Raw genomic sequence first — 18,652 nt, 5'->3', positions numbered from 1 at the left:
GTTTGGTCAGCGTGCCGACGCGCCGCTCCAGCGCCGAACGGTTGACGCTGCGCATCGATTCCAGAAAGCCCAGATCAAGCGCCATGCCAGGGTTGCGCGCAATCGCGTGCGTGTCGGACGCATTCGCGGCCAGACGTGACGGCAAGGCGGTCACGATGGCGGACATAGAAGCATCTCCAACCATCTCGGTGTCAGCCTTCCAGGATCGTGCGGCGGAACAGCTGCGCATAACGTTCGCCATCGACCGCAAGTGCGACATCGACAGGTTGCCCCAGGCTTGCACCATTCAGCTCGGATTCGCCGCGATGGGAACGACGGTCGACGATCGTCTGGCCGCGCGAGCGCGATCCATCCGTGCAGACGCTGACCGGGAACCTGTGCGTCGTCAGGCCGGCGGGGTCGACAACGGCGCAGACCGTGCCGGCATCGCCCAGGGCTGCGATGGTACCGGCAGGGATGCGTTTCTGGTCGGAATCCTTGACCGCCATGTGCCGGAACAGCTTGGCGCACAACTGCGCCACCGGCCGGCTCGACCTTTCGAGTGCCGCGACATCATCCTCCGACACGGCCGCGCTGTAGAAGACGTCGAGCCCGTACATCATCGTCGGAATGCCGCTGTCGACGACGATCGCCACCGCTTCGGGATCGGCCCAGCTGTTGAATTCGGCGACCGGCGTGGCGTTGCCTATGCTGGCGCTGCCGCCCATGAAGACGATCCGCTCGAGCCGGGCGGCCACCTCAGGATAGATGCGAACCAGTAGCGCCACATTGGTGAGCGGCGCCAGCGCAATCAGCGTCGGCGGTGTCGGGCTTGCCAATATCTGTTGGCGCATGAGCTCGACGGCGTGGATGTCAGTGCCGCCCTCTTCGGGAACAGCGAGTTCCAGCCCCGCAAGACCGTTATGGCCGTGGACATGGGCGGCGTCGCGCGACGCAGCGATCAGCGGACGCGAGGCGCCGCGGGCGACGGGAACGTGTCCTGCGCCGGCAATGGAAAGGACGGCACGGGTGTTGCGGTAGACGTTGTCGAGCGAGGCGTTGCCGGCAACGCAGGTCACTGCCCGCAGGTTGATTGACGGGTGGAGTGCCGCAAATGACAGCGCCAGCGCGTCATCGACGCCGGTATCGACATCGATCAGAACTTCGACGAGATGTGCCATCACTCAGTGCTTTCCATTGCTTCAGCTACGTCCTCGATCAGCGGCTGGTCGAGGAAATCGATAGTCAAGGTCTCAAACGACCGCGCCTGGTAAGCGAAGTCGGCGGGATAGGCGCTCGAGACCCTGTCCGCCGCATCCGAGCCGACATCGATGCCCCAGAACGACAGATGTGTCGCGGTCACGGGAATACGTGCCGAGCCTACCCTCTGGCGGCCGTGCAGCAAGACGATTTCGGCAGAATGGCCGTTCCTGTTGTGGAGAGCAAATCCGGCCTCGCAGGTTCCCGTTGGCAGGACGGCATCGGCGACACAGACGACACGGTGGCCGAGTTGCACATGTTCGAAGGTGAGCCGCCCGTCCCTGACATAAAGCACGTAACCGCCGCGCCCGTCGCCGCTCGAGACCAGCACGCCGTCTTCGCCGGCGGCGCGATCGCGAAACGAGGCGGTGACGACCATGGATCGTTCCGAACCCGCGATCATGCTGCTGATCGGCACATGGCTCTGGCCTGGGCGGAAGACCAGCCTGTTGCGTGACATCAGCCCGATGGGCGGCCGGGCGCGCAGCAGTTGCACCAGCGTACGGTCATCGAGCGGCAGCACGTTGTTGGCCTCGGCTTCCTGCCACCAGCGGCCGATCATTTCCTTGAGCAGGTCGGGCTCCTGTCCGGCGCAATCCTGCGATTCCGAAAAATCGCCCTCGGTGTCGTAGAGCCGCCAGTTGTCGTCTTCATAGGCATCGCCCTGGCGATGCTCGGTGACCGCCCGCCAGCCTTCATGCCAGATCGCGCGATGACCGAGGTTCTCCCAATATTGCGTGGCCCGCGGCGCCGGTGCATCGGCAGCCGCAAAGGTCGATGCGATGCTGCGGCCGTCGCAGGGCAACGGGTGATCGAGCCCAGCCAGCGACATGATTGTCGGCGCGAGGTCGATGACATGCGAAAACTGCGTCCTGACCTCGCCTGTCGAGGCTATGCCGCCGGGCCACGACACCACCATCGGAGAGCGCACGCCGCCAAGATCGACATGCTGCTTGTAGCGGCGGAAGGGCGTGTTGCCGGCCATAGCCCAGCCTTGCGGATAATGCGCGCCGCCGTGACGGGTGCCGATCTGGTCGAGTCGCTTGAGCTGTTCGTCGACACTCTGCGGCAGGCCGCTATAGGGCGCGTTGGTGTCGACGGCACCATCCTTGCCGCCTTCGCGGCTGGCACCATTGTCGGAGAGCACGATGATCAGCGTGTTGTCGAGTTCGCCAAGCCGTTCGAGTTCATCGACCAGGCGGCCGAGATGCAGGTCGGTGTGTTCGAGGAAGCCGGCATAGGCCGCCTGAAGATGGGTGTAGAGCAGTTTCTGATCGCCGGAGAGCGTGTTCCAGGCCGAAACCTCCTCGTTGCGCGGCGCGAGTTCGGTCTCTTCAGGTGCGATGCCAAGCGCCTTCTGGCGCAGCAAGCGGTCTTCCCGCGTTGCGTCCCAGCCCTTGGCGAAGACATCGACATAGGGTTCGATGAAGGAACGCGGCGCCTGGAACGGCGCATGGGTGGCGCCGAAGGCCAGTTGCAGGAAGAACGGCTCCTCGTCGCGGAAGACGGTGTGGTCGCGGACATAGGAGATCGCCCGGTCGACCAGATCCTCGGTGAGGTGGTAATCCTGGGGAAATTCGCGATCGACCTGGTGGTTGTCCTCGCACAGCTCGGGCGTCATCTGGTCGGTGCATCCGGGAAGGAAGCCATAAAACCGGTCGAAGCCGCGGCCGAGCGGCCAGTTGTGATAGGGTCCGGCCGGCGAAATCTCATGCGACGGCGTCAGGTGCCACTTGCCGACGAGATAGCTGCCATAGCCCTGCTCGCGCAGCATCGCCGGCAAAAGCGCCACGTCGCGGTCGATGCAGCCGCGCGAATTGGGGAAACCGGTGTCGGTGTCGGACAGAAACCGCATGCCGACGGCATGATGGTTGCGCCCAGTCAGCAGGCAGGTGCGCGTCGGCGAGCAGAGCGGCGTGACGTGGAAATTGGTGTAGCGCAGCCCGCGCGCCGCCAGCCGGTCGATTGTCGGCGTATTGATCTCCGAGCCGAAGCAGCCGAAATCGGCCCAGCCGGTATCGTCAAGCACGACAACCACGATGTTGGGCTTCTGTTGCTTGTGGTTGCGGCTCGTCGGCCACCAGGGCGTCGACTCGGCGACGGTGCGGCCGACATGGCCCGGAAATTTGTCGTGTTTCATTGCAGTTCCTCGAAATCAGAAAGATCCGGCTGACGGCGCCGGCATGTCGGCTACGCATCGAAAGCCAAGGTGGCTCGAGGCGGCATCGACTGAATTGGATGTGCGCGCCGAGACGCGATAACGATTGCAGTGGCTGCGGTGGCAGAGATAGGAGCCGCCGCGCATCGCTTTCAGCTGAGGCTGGCTCTGCGACCAGCTGTCCGACGTCCATTCCCAGACGTTGCCGACCATGTTGAACAGGCCGTAGCCATTGGGCTCGAAGGCATCGGCAGGCGCGGTCGAGAGGAAGCCGTCCTCGGCCGTATTCTCCCGGGGGAAACGTCCCTGCCAGATGTTGCAGCGGTGCCTGCCCTGCTCCGTGAGCTCGTTGCCCCAGGGATAGATCCTGTCTTCGAGCCCGCCTCTGGCGGCGATCTCCCACTCGCTCTCGCTTGGCAGCCGCTTGCCGCTCCAAGCAGCAAAGGCTACGGCGTCGTTCCAGGAGATGTGGACGACCGGATGGTCGTCGCGGTCGCGCCAGTCGGTGCCGGCGCCGTCGGGCTTCGACCAGTTCGCGCCGCGCACCGGCAGCCACCATTCCGGCGATCCGGTCTCAAGCTTGAGCACGTCCTTTTCGGCGCGGGGATGCAGTTGGGCGTAGAAGACGAAAGACCAGCCGATCCGCTCCGCCTCGGTGACATAGTTGGTCGCAGCCACGAAACGGGCGAAGGCGCTGTTGGTCACTGCCGTCCTGTCGATCAGGAAGCCGGGGCTGGCGACCATCCGCCGGGGCCCCTCGCCGTCCTCGGCATAGGCCTCGGGACCATCATGGCCGATGCGCCAGATGCCGGCGGGGACAGCCGACATGCCGGAGAGATCAGCCTTGCGAGCGGCTGGCCTGGCTTCGTGTGAAGGGGCCAGTTGCGGCTCGCTTACCCGGACGGGTGAACAACACGACATCGCGGCGTTTCCTGGTGATAGAAGGAGCTTCAGCTGGTGACTTCAGCTCCGGGCGATAACAGGATTATTTGACAAAGCTCCATCAGGGGCCAATACATTTAGGCTTGAAGGTAATTCCAATAGGTTATGAGGCAGGCGCCCGGCATGTCGTTCGAAGTCCCCAATCTGACGCTGCTCAAGCACTTCGTCACCGTCGCCGAAGACAAGGGAATATCCAAGGCGGCCAAGCGCTTACGCATCTCGCAGCCGGCGCTCTCCAAGAATGTCAAGCGGCTGGAGGAGATGCTCGGCACGCGCCTGTTCGAACGCCATTCCAGCGGCGCCGACCTGACGCCGACCGGGCAGGCCTTCTTCAACCGGGCGCAGATCATCGGGCTCGAATACGAGCATGCGGTGCAGGAGATCCGCAATCTCCTGTCCGAGCAGGACGCCACGATCAGGGTCGCGGCGGGCCCGGTCTGGTCGTCGACGATCCTGCCGCCGGCGGCGTCACGTTTTCACCGGCGTTTTCCCAGGCATCGGCTTTCGGTGCAGACCGGACCCGTGGACCAGCTGATCGAGGATCTGCGGCTTGGGCGGGTCGACATCTTCGCCGGCGCGGTGATTGCCAAGAGCAGGCTGCCGGGCTTCACGTCGCGCCGCGTCGCCAAGGCACAGATCGGCATCATGTGCGCCGAGCATCACCCGCTCGCCAAGGTGGAGGGCCCGGTCGACCCGATGGAACTGGTCAAATACCCGTTCGTCTCGTTCAACCTGAACAGAGACGTGCTGAAGATGCTGTCCGATTGGCTGAAGGAGCGGGGCGCGCCCCCTGCCCGCTATTTGCTTGAGACCAGCTCGCTCTTCACCTGCGCCGAGCTGGCGCGCTCGGGCGACTATCTGTTCTTCGAGTCGACGATGGTGGCCAGCAGCCCGATCGGACACGGCCTGAAGGTGCTCAAGACCGACAAGGAAATCTTCCAGTACGATCTGGGCTTCGTTTTCCGGGAGGGAATGGACCGTCTGCCCGCCCATAGCGGACTGATGAAGGCGATGGTCGAGGTGTTCGAAAACAAAGGCCTGCGCACCGCGCAGAGCGCCGCCGAATAGGCGGCGCTCCAAAGAGGCGTCAGTCGATTTCGCCGCTGGGTGGCACGATCTCACGGTCATCGCCAAGTTCGATCACCAGCCGGTGCAATTTGCCGGTGAAGCGGAATTCACCCTCGATCCCGTCGCATACCGGCGGCAAGCCGCTTCGGCCGATGAACATCGGCGCCAGTGCAATGCGCAGCAGTGTCTGGTGCTCACGCTCGCCGGCCTGCATCTGGCCGTTAACGAGAAGGGCACCGATGCCCTTGAGCAGGCCTGATTTGCGGTACTCGAAGCCGAGGGAAATCGAGCCGAATGCGGTCAGTGGCGCGGACGCCAGACGCATGATCTCGCCGACATGGTTGTAGCTGTAGTTGAGCCTGCCGTCCTTGAGGTAGAGCACGTAGCCGCTGCCATTGTTGCCATAGCTGACAAGCGTGCCTTCCGAATCTGTATCAATGGTCACCTCGGCGGTGATCCGATGCGACGTGTCCTGGGTCAGCGGTGCCGCCGACGACGGGATGGATTCGAGCTGCGGATAAAAGACATAGCGGCTGCGCGAACGGATGGAGTCGGGCTTCGCCTTGGCACGGAAACGAACCTCCCGGTCGTCGAGAGGCATGACGTCGTACCGGCCGGCTTCCGCCCACCAGCGTTCCGTCATCTCGCGGAGCTTGGCGGGATTCTCCCTGGCCAGATCGCGGGTCTCGTTGAAATCCTCGTCGAGCTTGTAGAGCTCCCAGTCATCGAGCTCGAAATCGTCGCCGCGCCTGTGCTTGGTGACGGCCTTCCAGCCCTTGTGCCAGATGCCGCGGTGACCGAACATTTCGAAATACTGCACATCCTTGCGCGTATCTGCGTCGGGCGCGTCGAATGTGTAGGCAAAGCTGGTGCCGTGCACCGGCATCTGGGCGACGCCCCTGTAGACGTCGGGAGCGGTGACGCCGCAGACCTCGAGCACCGTCGGCGTGATGTCGACGACGTGGTGGAACTGATGACGGATGGCGCCCTTGTCTGCGATGCGCCTGGGCCACGACACGATCATCGGGTCACGCACGCCGCCGCCATGGGTGAAGGATTTGAACAGGCGCAGCGGCGTGTTGCTGGCCTGGGCCCAGCCCCAGGGGTAGTTGCTGTTGCTCCTGGGGCCGCCGATCTCGTCGATTTCGGCCAAGTTGCGTTCGAATGATTCCGGGATCTGGTTGAAGCGCCTGAGCACGTTGGTCGTGCCCTCGGGGCCGCAGTCGATCGATGCGCCATTGTCGGAGATGACGACGATCAGCGTGTCGTCCAGCTTGCCTGTCGTCTCCAGGAAATCGAGCAGCCGGCCCAGCTGCTCGTCGGTGTATTCGAGGAAGCCGGCATAGGCCTGCTGCAGCCTGACGGCGACCTTCTTCTGGTCGGCCGAGAGCAGGTCCCAGTTCTCCACGCCGGGGGCATCGGGCGGCAGTTCGGTCGTTTCAGGCACCAGGCCCATCGCCTTCTGCCGCTCAAGCCGCTGCTGCCTGACGACGTCCCAGCCGCAGTCCCAGACGCCCTCATAGCGGTCGATGTAGGCCCTGGGCACCTGATGAGGAAAATGGCCGGCCGAAAAGGCCAGGTTCAGGAAGAACGGCGTGTCCGGCGCCAGCGAGACATGGGCGCCGAGCATCGCCATCGCCTTGTCCACCAGGTCGGCGGTCAGGTGGTAGCCGTCTTCGGCTGACTTCGGCTGGGCAACCGGGTGGTTGTCCTCGACGAGCTCGGGATGATACTGGTCGGTGCTGCCATTCATGAAGCCGTAGAAGCGATGGAAGCCACGGCCGAGCGGCCACTGGTCGAACGGTCCGACGGCGGTGATCTCGTCGGTCTGCGCGACATGCCATTTGCCGACGGCGAAGTTGGCGTAGCCGGCACTGCCGAGCATTTCCGCGACCGTCGCTGCCCGATGCGAGATCGAGCCGCGCCCGTTGCGGTAGCCGAAATCGAAATTGGCCAGGCAGCGCATGCCCACGGCGTGATGGTTGCGCCCGGTCAGCAGGCTGGCCCGCGTCGGCGAGCACATGGTGGTGGTGTGGAAATTGCTGTAGCGCAGCCCCGCCTGGGCAAGCCGGTCGAAATTGGGCGTGCGGATCTCCGAACCGAAGCAGCCCAGGTCGGCGAAACCGACATCGTCGAGAATGACATAGATGACGTTGGGGCTGCCGGACGCCGGCATGGGCCTGGCTTCAAACCAGCTGTCTGACTCGTGATAGGTGCGGCCGATACGGCCTGGATTGTGGTCGTTGGACATTGGGGCGCCTCGGAATTCGGATAAACCGGAGATGCCGCATCTCGCTCACCGACCATGCCGCATCGATCGGAACCCGGCCTGCCCATCGGCAGGCCGGGTCTTTGAAGATTACATCGCCGCGCCGGGATCCCAGCGGATGATCCACTTCTCGAGCATCGAGACGATCGCAAAGCCGGTGATGGCGATGACCGACGCAGTCAGGATCGTCGCAAACAGCCGCGGCGCGTTGAAGTCGAACATGCTCTGCAGCAGGAGATAGCCGATGCCCTGGTTGGAGCCGATCCATTCGCCGACGATCGCGCCGAGCACGCACATCGTCACCGAAATCTTGAGCGCTGAGAAGATGTAGGGCAGCGCGCTGTAGATGCGGATCCTGAGGAAGACCTCGGTCTTGGAAGCTGACAGGACATGCATCAGTTCGAGCAGCTGCGGATTGACCGAGCGGAAACCACGGACCGAATTGACCAGCGTCGGGAAGAAGCAGATCAGCGCCGCGATCACGATCTTGGGCTCGATGCCGTTGCCGAGGATGATCTTGAGCACCGGTGCAATCGCCACGATCGGGATCGTCTTGATCAGGATCGCGACGGGATAGAACATCTCCTCGACGACCTTGTTGTAGACGAAGGACACCGCCACCAGCAGGGCTATGGTGTTGCCCAGCAGAAAGCCCAGAAAGGCTTCGGTGATTGTCGGAACGGCCGCATCCAAAAGCAGCGGCAGATCCCGGGAAAGCGCACCGGCAACGTCGGTCGGCGCGGGCACCAGATAGGACGGCACGCCAAACAGCGTGACGATGAGCTGCCACAGTACCAAGGTGAGCGAGAGACCCAGCACTGCCATGCCGAGCGTACGCATCACTTCGGGGCTTGGGAGGATGCTCCAGATGCGCGGCAGTGGAGCGGCGGTTTCGATGGAACGATCAACGCTCATGGCTTATCCAGCTCCCAGCATGTCGCGCAGCCTGGCGACGTGGTGGCCCAGTTCCGGGGCGTCCTTCAGGGCAAGGCCGCGCTCTTCAGGAAGGTCGACTTCGAGAATTCCCCCGATCCTCGAGGGCCTTCGGCTCATCACCACGACGCGCTGCGACAGGAAAACGGCCTCGTGCAGCGAGTGCGTGACAAAGACGATCGTCATCCCGCTCTGTTTCCAGATCCGCAACAGCTCGACGTTCAGCGTGTCGCGAACAAGCTCATCGAGCGCGCCGAAAGGTTCGTCCATGAGCAGGACCTTTGGCCGGGTGACGAGAGCGCGCGCGATCGAGACCCGCTGGCGCATACCACCCGAGAGTTCCGACGGCAGTGCGTCCTCGAAACCTTCCAGCTCGACCAGCTTCAGGGCCTCATACGGGTCCATGAAGTTGCCAGCCTTCGGATTGGCCCCGCCCACCTCGAACGGCAGGCGGACATTGTCGATAACCTTGGCCCACGGCATCAACACCGATTGCTGGAAGACCATGGAGAATGTGCGCGAGGCACGCGCTGCCGATGGCGTTCCGCCGAATATGGCAACCTTGCCTTCGGTCGGCGCAATGATGTCGGCGATGGTGCGCAGCAAGGTGGATTTGCCGCAGCCGGAATGCCCGATCAGGGAGACGAACTCGCCTTCGCGGACCGTCAGCGAGACGTTGTCGATGGCTCGCACAGCTCGCGAACTGCCGCCAAACGTCACCGCGACGTTGTCGATCTCGATGGCGTTGCGGGCCTGGGAGATACCGACGTCGCCGGGATGGGCGGCCATTGTCGCCATCATGTTCACCGCTTCGTCCTCTGTGCTGCCGCGAGGATGCTGCCGTCGAACACGTCGTCCGCAGTCAGCTCGGATTTGATCTCGCCGATCTTGGCGTAAGTCTGCAGCGTCGCGTCCCAACGGTCCTTGCTGATATTGGCAAAACCGTGCTCGCGCGTTTCATCGGTATAGATGAAATCGGCCACGATCACCTTGAGCGAGGCGAATTCCTTGTCCTTTTCGATCGCGCTGGACATCGAGGCAACCATGTCGATCGCTTCTTCGGGATGGTCGGCGGCATAGGCCCAGCCCTTGTCGCAGGCCTCCAGGAACTTCACCAGCATGTCGCTGTCGGAGCCGATCAGGTCGGTCCGGGCGATGTAGTAGTTAGATTGGAACTGCAGCCCGTTGTCCCAGATGCTCTGCGTGTTGTAGCCACTGGGATGCTGCAGGATCGGCTGGTTCTGGGCGACATTGGTCGGCCAGGAGGCAACGACGTCGACCTGATCCTGCAGAAGGCCGGGAATCTGGGCCTGGATGAAGGTGATGTCCTCAAACTTCAGGCCATTGTGGTCGAGTACGGCCTTGACCTGGGCGGTGGCGCCCTGACCAGCACCGATGCGCTTGCCCTTCCAGTCTGCAATGGACTTGATGTTGGATTCGCCAAGTGAATAGAAGGTCAGCGGCGCCTTCTGGAATGCCGCGCCGAAGGTTTTGATCGGCAGCCCCTGGTTCGCGGCATACATGATCTCGGGCGCATAGGCGGTGGCGATCTGCGCTACCCCGGAGAGCGTCTCCTGCACCGTGTTGGAGTTCGGTCCGCCGGGAAGGATCTCCACCTCGAGGCCCTTTTCCGCGAAGAACCCCTTCTTCAAGGCGACGATTTCGCCAGCGGCGGCTCCGTTGTAGAGCCAGGCGAGTTGCAGTTTGATCTGCTTCTGCTGCGCATGGGCGGGAACCACGTCTCCAAGCCCCAGCGAGGCGAGCGACATGATGCTGGCTGCTGCCAGAAATGAACGTCGGCTGACCATCTATATCCTCCAATCAGACAAGACCAACGACCTAATTGCGATGAGGATAGACCGCATGCAGCGGCTCCACACCATAACATGCTTCTGCGAACTCATTCCATGTGGTTATGGACCCACATGCGGAACGGGCATGGTCGGCCGCTGCCCTGCAAGGTCGCCGGCACAGCGAAATCCGAGATGGCTAGAGGTCGCGCCATGATGGTTGCCGGTCCGGGCCGCAACCCGATAACGGTTGCAGTAGCTCGCATGGCACAGATAGGAGCCGCCACGCATGGCCATCAATCCGGTCGGCTCGCCCGACCAGGGCGACGCGGTCCATTCCCAGACATTGCCGAGCATGTTGTAAAGGCCGAAGCCATTGGGCGGAAAGCTGCGCGCCGGCGCTGTTGCGAGATAACCGTCCTCAGCACTGTTGCTGAGCGGAAAGCGCCCCTGCCAGATGTTACACATATGACGGCCGCCAGGATGCAGCTCGTCGCCCCAGGCATAGATCGCCCGCTCAAGCCCGCCACGCGCCGCGGCTTCCCATTCGGCTTCCGACGGCAGTCGCTTGCCGGCAAAGTTCGCGAAGGCAACGGCATCGTTCCATGAGACATGGACAACCGGATGGTCGCGCCGGTCACGCCAGGTGGCCCCCCTGCCATCGGGTTGTTGCCAGCAAGCGCCGCGAACCGGCGCCCACCAGTCCGGCGCGCTGGCATCGGCGCCGGTTGCAATCACCGCCTCAGGATGAACCTGGGCCATGAAGACAAAAGACCAGCCCAGGCGTTCGGCCTCCGTCACATAGCCGGTGGCGCCGACGAAGGCCGCGAAGGCCCGGTTGGTCACCGCGGTCTTGTCGATCAGGAACGCCGGGAGTTCGACCGGGCGCACCGGTCCTTCGCCGTCGTCAGGATTGGCGAACGAGCGATCCTCCCCGAGGAGCCAGCGCCCAGCCGGTATCAGCGCCATTTCAGGCTGGCTGCGGGCATCGAGCAATGCGGGCTCCGCCACCGGCCTGGGGACATGATCGTTCTGTGATCGGCCCGGAGAACAACACGTCATGGCGCGTTCCTGTCGAAAAATGGATCAACCGAGTTTGACTCTTTCATGTTCCTGCGTAAAGGTAGGACGTCCTACCTCTTGGAGGAGAGAGCGATGTCGGGAACTGCCGCCGAACGTGTCATGCAGTATATTCGCCAGCAAAAACTGGTCGCCGGCGACCGTTTGCCGGCGGAAATCGACATTTCCCGGATACTCGGTCTCAGCCGCAATTCACTGCGCGAGGCCTATGCCGACCTGATGGCCAAGGGCCTGCTCAAGAACAAGCATGGCGTCGGCACCTTCATCGCCAACCCGCCGATCCTCAACGCCTTGACCGGCTCAGCGGGCTTCTGGAACCTGATCGAGAATGCCGGAATGAAGGCATCGTTCCGCGAGGTTCAGCGCGACCAGGTCATCGCGCCGAAAGAGATCGCTGTCATCCTGGGCGTGGCAGCCGAGAAGCCAGTCCATCGTTTGCGCTGGCTGTTTTTGGCCAACGGTCAGCCCTGCATTCTCGTCGACCACTATCTTGCCCGCGGCGTACCGCCCGGCGCCTTCAACGAGAGTACGGAACACGACGCGCTCGCCGCAATTGCCCCGTTCACCGTCATCGACGGCGCATCACTCTCGACCCGCACCTCGGCGATCAATGCCACGGCCGACGTCGCCGAGCTGCTCGAGGTCAGCGAGGGCGACGCACTTTTGTGGAGCACGGCGCTCGTGCACTCGGGCAATGGCAGCGTGCCGTTGGCCTCGCGCTCTTGGATGGTGCCGCAGCTTCTCGCCAGCCATCAGATGATGGCGCTCGCACCCGTTCATTTTCAGGGCAGTTCAGCCCTTTCGCCGGAGGACGAACCGAAATGACCCGCTTCAAAAAGATTGTCCTGAGCCTCGCATCGGGCCTCATGCTCTTCTCGGCCGGGATGGCCGGGGCACAGACCCTGGAGCCTGTGCGCTTCGGCGTCGATGCCTACACCACCGGCTCCCAGATCTGGGTCGCCAAGGAAAAGGGCTTTTTCGAAAAGGAAGGCATTGACGCTCAGATCACCACCTTCGCCACTGGCGTCGAAGCCATCGATGCGCTGCTGATCGGCCGCGCCGACATGGCGGTCGGTCTCGACTTCCCGATCGTCTCGCGCATCCAGGGCGGCAAGCTGACCGTCCTTGCCGGCATCTTCCATTCCAAGCCCGGCTTCCACAAGCTGGTGGTCAGCAACGACATCAAGGACGCCAAGGATCTGGTCGGAAAGAAGATCGGCATTGCCACCGGCACCGCCCAGCACCTGATTACCATGAAATATCTCGAGGAAAACGGCATAGCCGAGGACAAGGTCGAGATCGTCGGCTTCACCAGCCTGCTCGAGATCGTCGCCTCGCTCCGTTCCGGCCGCATCGATGCGGCCTTCGTCTGGGCCGACGGCACTGAGAAGTCGACCGATGGCGGCAACCACTATGTGCTGACCGACGATGCGGCGGCCAAGCGCAACAGCAGCGCCTACATCGCCGCACAGACCGAGTTCACCGAAAAGCACCCGGAACTGACTGTCGCGACGCTGCGGGCGCTCAACGCAGCAAGCCAGTTCATCGCAACCAACAAGGACGAGGCGGCAGCCCTGATCGCCAAGAACACGCGTGCCCCGCGCGACACGGTGCGCGACCTGCTCAACTACAACGAATTCGCCCTGGCGCTGACCGACTATGAGCGCGCCGGCTTCAAGGAAGTCGCCGACTTCCTCGCCAGGACGAAAGCCCAGCCGGTCAGCTTCGAAACAGGCGTCAACCCGAAGTTTCTTCAAGAAGCCGCCTCCGACCTGGTCAAGCTGAGCAACTGAGCGGACCTGCGATGACAAACAATCAAACAAACGCGGCCGCGCCCGGAGGCGCCATGCCTGCGGTCGTCTTCGACAAGGTCGGCATGGCCTATCCCGGCCAGAAGGCGGGTAGCGAGCTGATCCTGGCCGACCTCTCCGTGTCTGTCGGGCAAGGCGAGTTCTTCGTGCTCGTCGGCCCCAGCGGCTCGGGCAAGTCGACCTTGCTCAAGATTGTCGCCGGAACCGAGAAACAGACCGAAGGCCGCGTGCTCGCCAATGGTGAGACGATCGCCGGCCCCGACCGGCGGCGCGGCATGGTGTTCCAGTCGATCGAGGAGCCGCTGTTCCAGTGGCTGACGGTCGCCGAAAACATCGGCTTCGGCCCCAGCGTCGCGGGCAAGCCGCGCGCCGAATGCCTTGAAATGGCCCAGCGCTACGTCGACCTCGTCGGCCTGCGCGGCCACGAGCAGAAATTCCCGCATGAGCTGTCCGGCGGCATGAAGCAGCGTGTGCAGATCGCCCGCACGCTGGCCGCCGAACCTGAACTGATCCTGTTCGACGAACCGTTTGCGGCACTCGACGCGCTGACACGCCGCGTGCTGCAGAAGGAGCTGACGCGGATCTGGCGCGAGACCGGCTGCACCATGGTCTATGTCACCCACGACATTCGCGAGGCCGTGCTGCTTGGCCAGCGTGTCGCCGTGATGAGCCGGGGCCCGCGCGCCAACATCACCCGCATCTACGACATCGACCTGCCCTATCCGCGCGATGACCTCGACAGCCGTTTCGCCGACGCCGTCAAGGCGATCGAGGGCGACATCGAAAGGGAGGCGGCTTCGCAATGGGAGCAAAACTGATGCCATCCTACGCCTGGTCGGCGCTCAGCGTCGCTATCGTCGTGATCTTCTGGCAGATGGCCTCGACCTGGCTGGTCGATCCGATGTTCCTGCCCGCACCGCTCGCCGTCCTCAACGGCGCCGGACAGATGCTGGTCGAGGGCACCCTCACCCAGTCCATCCTCGTCTCGATGATGCGCATTCTCTCGGGCTGGTTCCTCGGCAGCGCCATTGCCATTCCGATCGGGCTGGCCGTCGGCGTCTCGCCGGTGGCGCGTCACCTGGTCGACCCGTTCATCCACTTCTTCCGCTTCGTTCCGGCCATTGCGCTGGTGACCTTGTTCATCATCTGGTTCGGCGTCGGCGAGATGTCGAAGATCATCCTGATCGCTTATGCGACGGCCTTCATCGTCATGGTCAACACGGCCAGCGGCGTGTCCTCGATCTCGCAGGACAAGCTGAACGCCGCGCGCTGCCTCGGCGCCAATGAGCGGCAGGTGTTCTTCAAGGTGATGATCCCGGCCTCCCTGCCCTCGATCTATGTCGGCATGCGGCTGGCACTCGCCTCGTCCTTCCTGGTCATCGCGGCCGCCGAAATGCTCGCCGCCGACGCCGGGCTCGGCTACATCATCTGGACCTCGCGCCTCTACTTCCAGGTCGACTGGATGTTCGCAGCCATCATCGCGCTCGGCCTTCTCGGCTTTGCCACTGATCGGCTGTGGCGGCTGCTCGGGCGGACGCTGCTCAAGCGCTATCTGCGCGGCGTCACCGGTTACTGATCCATCGGCCGGGCCGGCCTCCTGAAACGGCCCGGCGACCATCTCACAAGATCGGGGTAGAGCATGACTTCCGAATTTCGCGGCCATATCGGCCGCACGCACCATGAATCCGAGCGCGACTATGCCGACATTCCCGTCGGCCCCGCCGGCAAGCCGAATGTCATCTATGTCGTGCTCGACGATGTCGGCTACTCCGACCTCGGCTGTTTCGGCTCGTCCATCGATACGCCGAACTTCGATTCACTCGCCGATACCGGCTTGCGCTACAGCAATTTCCACACCACCACGCTGTGCTCGCCGACACGCGCCTGCCTGCTGACCGGGCGCAACCATCATTCGGTCGGCATGCGCTACCTGGCCAATGCCGACATGGGCTGGCCCTCCGGTCGCGGCGCGATCAGCCACCGCGCCGGCACGCTCGCCGAAATGCTCAAGCTGCAGGGTTATGCGACCTATGCGGTCGGCAAGTGGCATCTTGCGCCGACCGAAAACGCCAATGCCGCCGGCCCCTTCGACCAGTGGCCGCTCGGCCGCGGCTTCGAACGCTTCTACGGCTTCATGAATGGCAGCACCGACCAGTTCCACCCGGAACTCTGCCAGGACAACCAGCAGGTTCCGCCGCCGGCGACACCTGAACAGGGCTACCATTTGTCCGACGACCTTTCGGACCGCGCGGTGCGCTACATCGCCGACAAGATGGCGATCTGGCCCGACAAGCCGTTCTTCCTCTATCTCTGCTACGGTGCCGGGCATTTCCCGCACCAGGCGCCCGCATCGACGCTGGCCAAATATCGCGGCCGCTTCGGCCATGGCTGGGACGAAGAACGCGTGCAGAGGCTGGCCAGGCAGAAGGCGATGGGTCTCGTGCCGGAAAGCACCGAACTGCCGCCGCCAAATCCCGGCGTGCGTGCCTGGGCCGAGCTCTCGCCTGAAGAACGCGAGGTGTCGGAGCATATGCAGGAGGCCTATGCCGCCCTTCTGGGCCATACCGACGCTGCCTTCGGCAGGCTGCTCGACTTCCTCGAGCGTACCGGCATTCGCGACAACACGATCATCGTGCTGATTTCGGACAATGGCGCGTCCACCGACTGCGATCCCGACGGCACGACCAATGTCCTGCGCTGGTTCAACCGCCTGCCTGAAGACTATGCCGTGTCGCGCGAGCGCCTGACGGAAATCGGCACGGCGCGCAGTTCGGGCAATTATCCCTGGGGCTGGGCGCAGGCATCGAACACGCCGCTCAAGCTCTACAAGAGCTTCACCCATGGCGGTGGCGTACGTGACCCGATGATCTTCTCGTGGCCATCAGGCATATCAGACAAGGGCGAGGTGCGCAGCCAGTTCACCCATGTCACCGACATCACGCCGACAATCATGCAGCTCTGCGGCGTCACCGCGCCCGAGAGCATCAACGGCGTGGCGCAGATGCCGATCCATGGCGAGAGCTTCGCCTATTCCTTCGACGCGCCCGATGCGGCAACCGCCAAGCAGTCGCAATATTTCGAGATGTACGGCCATCGCAGCATCTGGCACCGCGGCTGGAAGGCTGTGACGCAGCACAAGGCCGGCAGCGACTTCGACAGCGAGCGCTGGGAGCTCTACCACCTCGACGAGGATTTCTCCGAACTGTGTGACCTCTCCGGGGAAAGGCCGGAAAAGCTCGCCGAAATGAAGGAACGCTGGTGGGCGGAGGCCGGCCGCTACGGCGTCATGCCGCTCGACGACAGCGACGTGCTGTTCAAGCCGCCCTACAGGCCCGGCGCACCACGCTGGCGCAACGAATACAGCTACTTCCCGCCGATCTCGTCGATACCTGCGGAAGCGGCGCCGATGACGCAGGACGTCTCGCACCGCATATCGATCGAGATCGAGCGCAGCGATGCGAGCCAGGGCGGCGCACTCGTCTGCTTCGGCAGCTGCCATGGTGGCTACGCGATCGACATCATCGCGAACCGACTGGTCTACACCTACAACTATGCCGGCTTCGAGGTCAGCCGCCTCATCTCCGACCGGGAGCTTCCGCTCGGCAAGACGACTGCCGTGTTCGAGTTCGAAAAGACCGGCACGCTCAAGGGACGCGGCCGCCTGACGGTCGACGGCCAGCCGGCCGGCGAACATGTGTTCGAACGCACCCTTCTCAGGCTGTCGCTGTCGCCGCTGATGTTCGGACGCAGCAACGCCGAACCGGTCGATCCAAACAGGCAGACCAGTCCGGATTTTTCGGGCCGCATCCTGCGCATCGACTACGCCATCGCCGATGACCGCGAGGTCGCCCCGGCGAGCCTCGACGTGGATTGACCAGCATGTCGCATAGACCGGTCGAAGGAAGCCCATTGCTCCTTTGACCGGCCAGATCGATTTCGTCTGTCGCCGCTCGCTCCATCGCCTGGTCGAACGCTGGTGACATGAGCCGTGGATGTATGGCATCGATGGGCACGTCGCTCGCTTCTGCGACGCGGTGAAAGGGGCGCTTCGTGTGGAACTGGCTGGGAAGAAACGCTGACAAGGTGCAGGCGGTGGGGGCGATTGCGACTGCGCTTGCCGCACTCGTGGCGCTGATCGTCATTCCGCTGCAGATCAGTTCCGCCGACCTCATCCAGCGCGACCAGACCGCGCGCGAGATCTACCGCGAGTTCCTGAACCTGACGGTGCAGAAGCCGGAGCTCGCCGCCGGGCACTATTGCGCGATGACGGATGAAAACCAGCGCGTCGCCTACGAGGCCTATGTCGACTATCTGTTCTACACCGCCGAGCAGATGATCGAGTCCGACTCGGCCTGGAAAGGCCCGATGACCACCTATTTCGAGGATCATCTCGAATTCATCTGCTCGCGCGAAAACAAGGGCCGCTACACCCACAGCGTCGCCGAGATCGCAGCAGCGCTGCAATCGCAATGCGCCAAAATCCAGAGCTGCCCTGCGGAGTGATCCGGCCAAGGCGGTGCCGGCGACGCCGGCATTGTTTCACGCTTTACTGTCCGCCCTGTAGCGCCGACCAGCTGGTGTCGAACGACAATTTGGCCACCACCCGGCCGGGATCGTAGTTCGAGTCGTGGTAACGCAGGTCGACAGTGACGACATCGGCGAAGGTGCGGGACAAGCCGAGGTCCCAGGCGACCTTGTCGCTGTCAAAGCCATAGCTTCCGAAATCGGTGCCAAGCTTGCCCGAGAGGCTTGTCTCCCAGGGCAGTCCGTTCACCGACGCCGTCAGGTCGAGCCAGTCGGTGTCGACAAAGACGTCGTGATAATAAGCAGCGCCAGCGCTGAACTGATCCGTCAGGGCGTAGCTGCCCTTGGCGTAGAGCTCGCCATAATTGTTCGGGTCCTTCGGGTAATAATAATGGACATAGCCGAAATCGAGCGACAGGGCGCCGAATGAAGGCCTGATGCCGGCATAGAGATCGATCTCGGCATCTTTCACATCCTCGGCCCTGATGTTCGAGATCCAGGTGCCGGCATAGAACATGTCGTAGGACGCCTCGACATAGGCCTGCACCGCCGGCTTGTCTTCAGTCAGCGTCGCGCCGCGCGAGATGTAGTTGGAAACGAACGCTACCCCGACGGCCACGTCGAACGGCGATTTTTCCGCTGTTGGCGCGAGCGTTTCAGCCTGATCGGCGGCCTGCGCCGCGACCGGCCAGACCATGCCGAGGGCGGATATGAGCGTTAGCACTCTGATCATTTCGGTGTCCCCATTTTTTGCTTCTATTCCGGCCCGGCACCTGAGCTCTCGAATGTGCTCGCGCACGACGTCGCTCCAGCGCGCAAAAGGGTCCGCGCGGCGCCC

General features: G+C 63.3%; 16 protein-coding genes and 1 pseudogene. 7 read left to right on the top strand and 10 right to left on the bottom strand.

What is annotated here, in order from left to right:
* From ACSQ3E_RS09445 to ACSQ3E_RS09430, 4 genes and pseudogenes are all read right to left on the bottom strand, one after another.
* Positions 1–166: pseudogene (locus ACSQ3E_RS09445) on the bottom strand (deoxyribose-phosphate aldolase); the annotation flags it as partial.
* A gap of 25 nt (positions 167–191) precedes the next feature.
* Entirely contained in the window at positions 192–1,160 is a 969-nt protein-coding gene (locus ACSQ3E_RS09440; protein WP_436122477.1) for a nucleoside hydrolase, read from the bottom strand.
* Complete coding sequence (locus ACSQ3E_RS09435) at positions 1,160–3,379, bottom strand: arylsulfatase (RefSeq protein ID WP_436122476.1); 2,220 nt, start codon at positions 3,377–3,379, stop codon at positions 1,160–1,162. Before ACSQ3E_RS09435 ends, ACSQ3E_RS09440 begins: the two co-directional genes overlap by 1 nt.
* Before the next feature lie 15 nt (positions 3,380–3,394).
* Positions 3,395–4,225 carry a formylglycine-generating enzyme family protein gene (locus tag ACSQ3E_RS09430; RefSeq protein ID WP_436122475.1) on the bottom strand — a complete coding sequence of 277 codons (831 nt, stop codon included), beginning with the start codon at positions 4,223–4,225 and terminating at the stop codon, positions 3,395–3,397.
* 237 nt (positions 4,226–4,462) lie between these two features.
* Between ACSQ3E_RS09430 and ACSQ3E_RS09425 the strand changes: the two genes are divergently transcribed.
* A complete protein-coding gene (locus ACSQ3E_RS09425) occupies positions 4,463–5,407 on the top strand; it encodes a LysR family transcriptional regulator (RefSeq protein WP_436122474.1) in 945 nt (314 codons plus the stop codon).
* Positions 5,408–5,426: 19 nt separating this feature from the next.
* Here ACSQ3E_RS09425 and ACSQ3E_RS09420 read toward each other — a convergent pair whose 3' ends face one another.
* The 5 genes from ACSQ3E_RS09420 to ACSQ3E_RS09400 all read right to left on the bottom strand — a co-directional run bounded on the left by ACSQ3E_RS09420 (position 5,427) and on the right by ACSQ3E_RS09400 (position 11,395).
* Complete coding sequence (locus ACSQ3E_RS09420) at positions 5,427–7,658, bottom strand: arylsulfatase (RefSeq protein ID WP_436122473.1); 2,232 nt, start codon at positions 7,656–7,658, stop codon at positions 5,427–5,429.
* A 108-nt stretch (positions 7,659–7,766) separates the two neighbouring features.
* Positions 7,767–8,591 (bottom strand): ABC transporter permease, encoded by an 825-nt coding sequence (locus ACSQ3E_RS09415; protein ID WP_115732519.1) that lies wholly within the window; start codon positions 8,589–8,591, stop codon positions 7,767–7,769.
* A 3-nt stretch (positions 8,592–8,594) separates the two neighbouring features.
* Complete coding sequence (locus tag ACSQ3E_RS09410) at positions 8,595–9,410, bottom strand: ABC transporter ATP-binding protein (RefSeq protein WP_310325178.1); 816 nt, start codon at positions 9,408–9,410, stop codon at positions 8,595–8,597.
* Positions 9,411–9,412: 2 nt separating this feature from the next.
* Positions 9,413–10,417: an ABC transporter substrate-binding protein gene (locus tag ACSQ3E_RS09405; RefSeq protein ID WP_436122472.1), complete on the bottom strand. Its 1,005-nt coding sequence runs from the start codon at positions 10,415–10,417 to the stop codon at positions 9,413–9,415.
* A 105-nt stretch (positions 10,418–10,522) separates the two neighbouring features.
* Complete coding sequence (locus tag ACSQ3E_RS09400) at positions 10,523–11,395, bottom strand: formylglycine-generating enzyme family protein (protein WP_436122471.1); 873 nt, start codon at positions 11,393–11,395, stop codon at positions 10,523–10,525.
* Between the two features lie 159 nt (positions 11,396–11,554).
* On the opposite strand from ACSQ3E_RS09400, the gene ACSQ3E_RS09395 reads away from it, so the two are divergent.
* The 6 genes from ACSQ3E_RS09395 (at position 11,555) to ACSQ3E_RS09370 (ending at position 17,793) form a co-directional block, all read left to right on the top strand.
* The gene (locus tag ACSQ3E_RS09395) at positions 11,555–12,304 is read left to right on the top strand and encodes a GntR family transcriptional regulator (RefSeq protein WP_310325167.1); all 750 of its coding nucleotides are present in this window, start codon (positions 11,555–11,557) and stop codon (positions 12,302–12,304) included.
* Positions 12,301–13,272 carry an ABC transporter substrate-binding protein gene (locus ACSQ3E_RS09390; RefSeq protein WP_436122470.1) on the top strand — a complete coding sequence of 324 codons (972 nt, stop codon included), beginning with the start codon at positions 12,301–12,303 and terminating at the stop codon, positions 13,270–13,272. The genes ACSQ3E_RS09395 and ACSQ3E_RS09390 overlap by 4 nt, the downstream gene beginning before the upstream one ends.
* Before the next feature lie 53 nt (positions 13,273–13,325).
* On the top strand, positions 13,326–14,108 hold the full coding sequence (locus ACSQ3E_RS09385) for an ABC transporter ATP-binding protein (RefSeq protein WP_310325162.1): 783 nt from the start codon (positions 13,326–13,328) through the stop codon (positions 14,106–14,108).
* Positions 14,108–14,866 (top strand): ABC transporter permease, encoded by a 759-nt coding sequence (locus ACSQ3E_RS09380; protein ID WP_436122469.1) that lies wholly within the window; start codon positions 14,108–14,110, stop codon positions 14,864–14,866. Before ACSQ3E_RS09385 ends, ACSQ3E_RS09380 begins: the two co-directional genes overlap by 1 nt.
* A 63-nt stretch (positions 14,867–14,929) precedes the next feature.
* Positions 14,930–17,164, top strand: coding sequence for a sulfatase-like hydrolase/transferase (locus ACSQ3E_RS09375; protein WP_436122468.1), 2,235 nt, complete (start codon positions 14,930–14,932; stop codon positions 17,162–17,164).
* Positions 17,165–17,340: 176 nt separating this feature from the next.
* The gene (locus ACSQ3E_RS09370) at positions 17,341–17,793 is read left to right on the top strand and encodes a hypothetical protein (RefSeq protein WP_436122467.1); all 453 of its coding nucleotides are present in this window, start codon (positions 17,341–17,343) and stop codon (positions 17,791–17,793) included.
* 43 nt (positions 17,794–17,836) lie between these two features.
* Here the strand turns inward: ACSQ3E_RS09370 and ACSQ3E_RS09365 are convergent, their stop codons facing one another.
* Entirely contained in the window at positions 17,837–18,538 is a 702-nt protein-coding gene (locus tag ACSQ3E_RS09365) for a TorF family putative porin (protein ID WP_436122466.1), read from the bottom strand.
* Positions 18,539–18,652: the final 114 nt, after the last annotated feature.

Origin of the sequence: Aminobacter sp. LjRoot7, from assembly GCF_964252895.1 — a bacterium.
In the GTDB taxonomy this organism is placed as follows: Bacteria; Pseudomonadota; Alphaproteobacteria; order Rhizobiales; family Rhizobiaceae; genus Aminobacter; species Aminobacter aminovorans_B.
The sequence above is the reverse complement of the archived record's forward strand: the minus strand, read 5'-3'. Positions and strand labels throughout refer to the sequence as shown.

What these genes read in the sequence shown, in the direction of transcription:
- ACSQ3E_RS09440 (WP_436122477.1), bottom strand. Translation starts at nt 1,160, where the DNA reads ATGGCACATCTCGTCGAAGTTCTGATCGATGTCGATACCGGCGTCGAT.
- ACSQ3E_RS09385 (WP_310325162.1), top strand. Translation starts at nt 13,326, where the DNA reads ATGCCTGCGGTCGTCTTCGACAAGGTCGGCATGGCCTATCCCGGCCAG.
- ACSQ3E_RS09425 (WP_436122474.1), top strand. Translation starts at nt 4,463, where the DNA reads ATGTCGTTCGAAGTCCCCAATCTGACGCTGCTCAAGCACTTCGTCACC.
- ACSQ3E_RS09410 (WP_310325178.1), bottom strand. Translation starts at nt 9,410, where the DNA reads ATGATGGCGACAATGGCCGCCCATCCCGGCGACGTCGGTATCTCCCAG.
- ACSQ3E_RS09390 (WP_436122470.1), top strand. Translation starts at nt 12,301, where the DNA reads ATGACCCGCTTCAAAAAGATTGTCCTGAGCCTCGCATCGGGCCTCATG.
- ACSQ3E_RS09415 (WP_115732519.1), bottom strand. Translation starts at nt 8,591, where the DNA reads ATGAGCGTTGATCGTTCCATCGAAACCGCCGCTCCACTGCCGCGCATC.
- ACSQ3E_RS09430 (WP_436122475.1), bottom strand. Translation starts at nt 4,225, where the DNA reads ATGTCGGCTGTCCCCGCCGGCATCTGGCGCATCGGCCATGATGGTCCC.
- ACSQ3E_RS09435 (WP_436122476.1), bottom strand. Translation starts at nt 3,379, where the DNA reads ATGAAACACGACAAATTTCCGGGCCATGTCGGCCGCACCGTCGCCGAG.
- ACSQ3E_RS09375 (WP_436122468.1), top strand. Translation starts at nt 14,930, where the DNA reads ATGACTTCCGAATTTCGCGGCCATATCGGCCGCACGCACCATGAATCC.
- ACSQ3E_RS09405 (WP_436122472.1), bottom strand. Translation starts at nt 10,417, where the DNA reads ATGGTCAGCCGACGTTCATTTCTGGCAGCAGCCAGCATCATGTCGCTC.
- ACSQ3E_RS09380 (WP_436122469.1), top strand. Translation starts at nt 14,108, where the DNA reads ATGCCATCCTACGCCTGGTCGGCGCTCAGCGTCGCTATCGTCGTGATC.
- ACSQ3E_RS09395 (WP_310325167.1), top strand. Translation starts at nt 11,555, where the DNA reads ATGTCGGGAACTGCCGCCGAACGTGTCATGCAGTATATTCGCCAGCAA.
- ACSQ3E_RS09420 (WP_436122473.1), bottom strand. Translation starts at nt 7,658, where the DNA reads ATGTCCAACGACCACAATCCAGGCCGTATCGGCCGCACCTATCACGAG.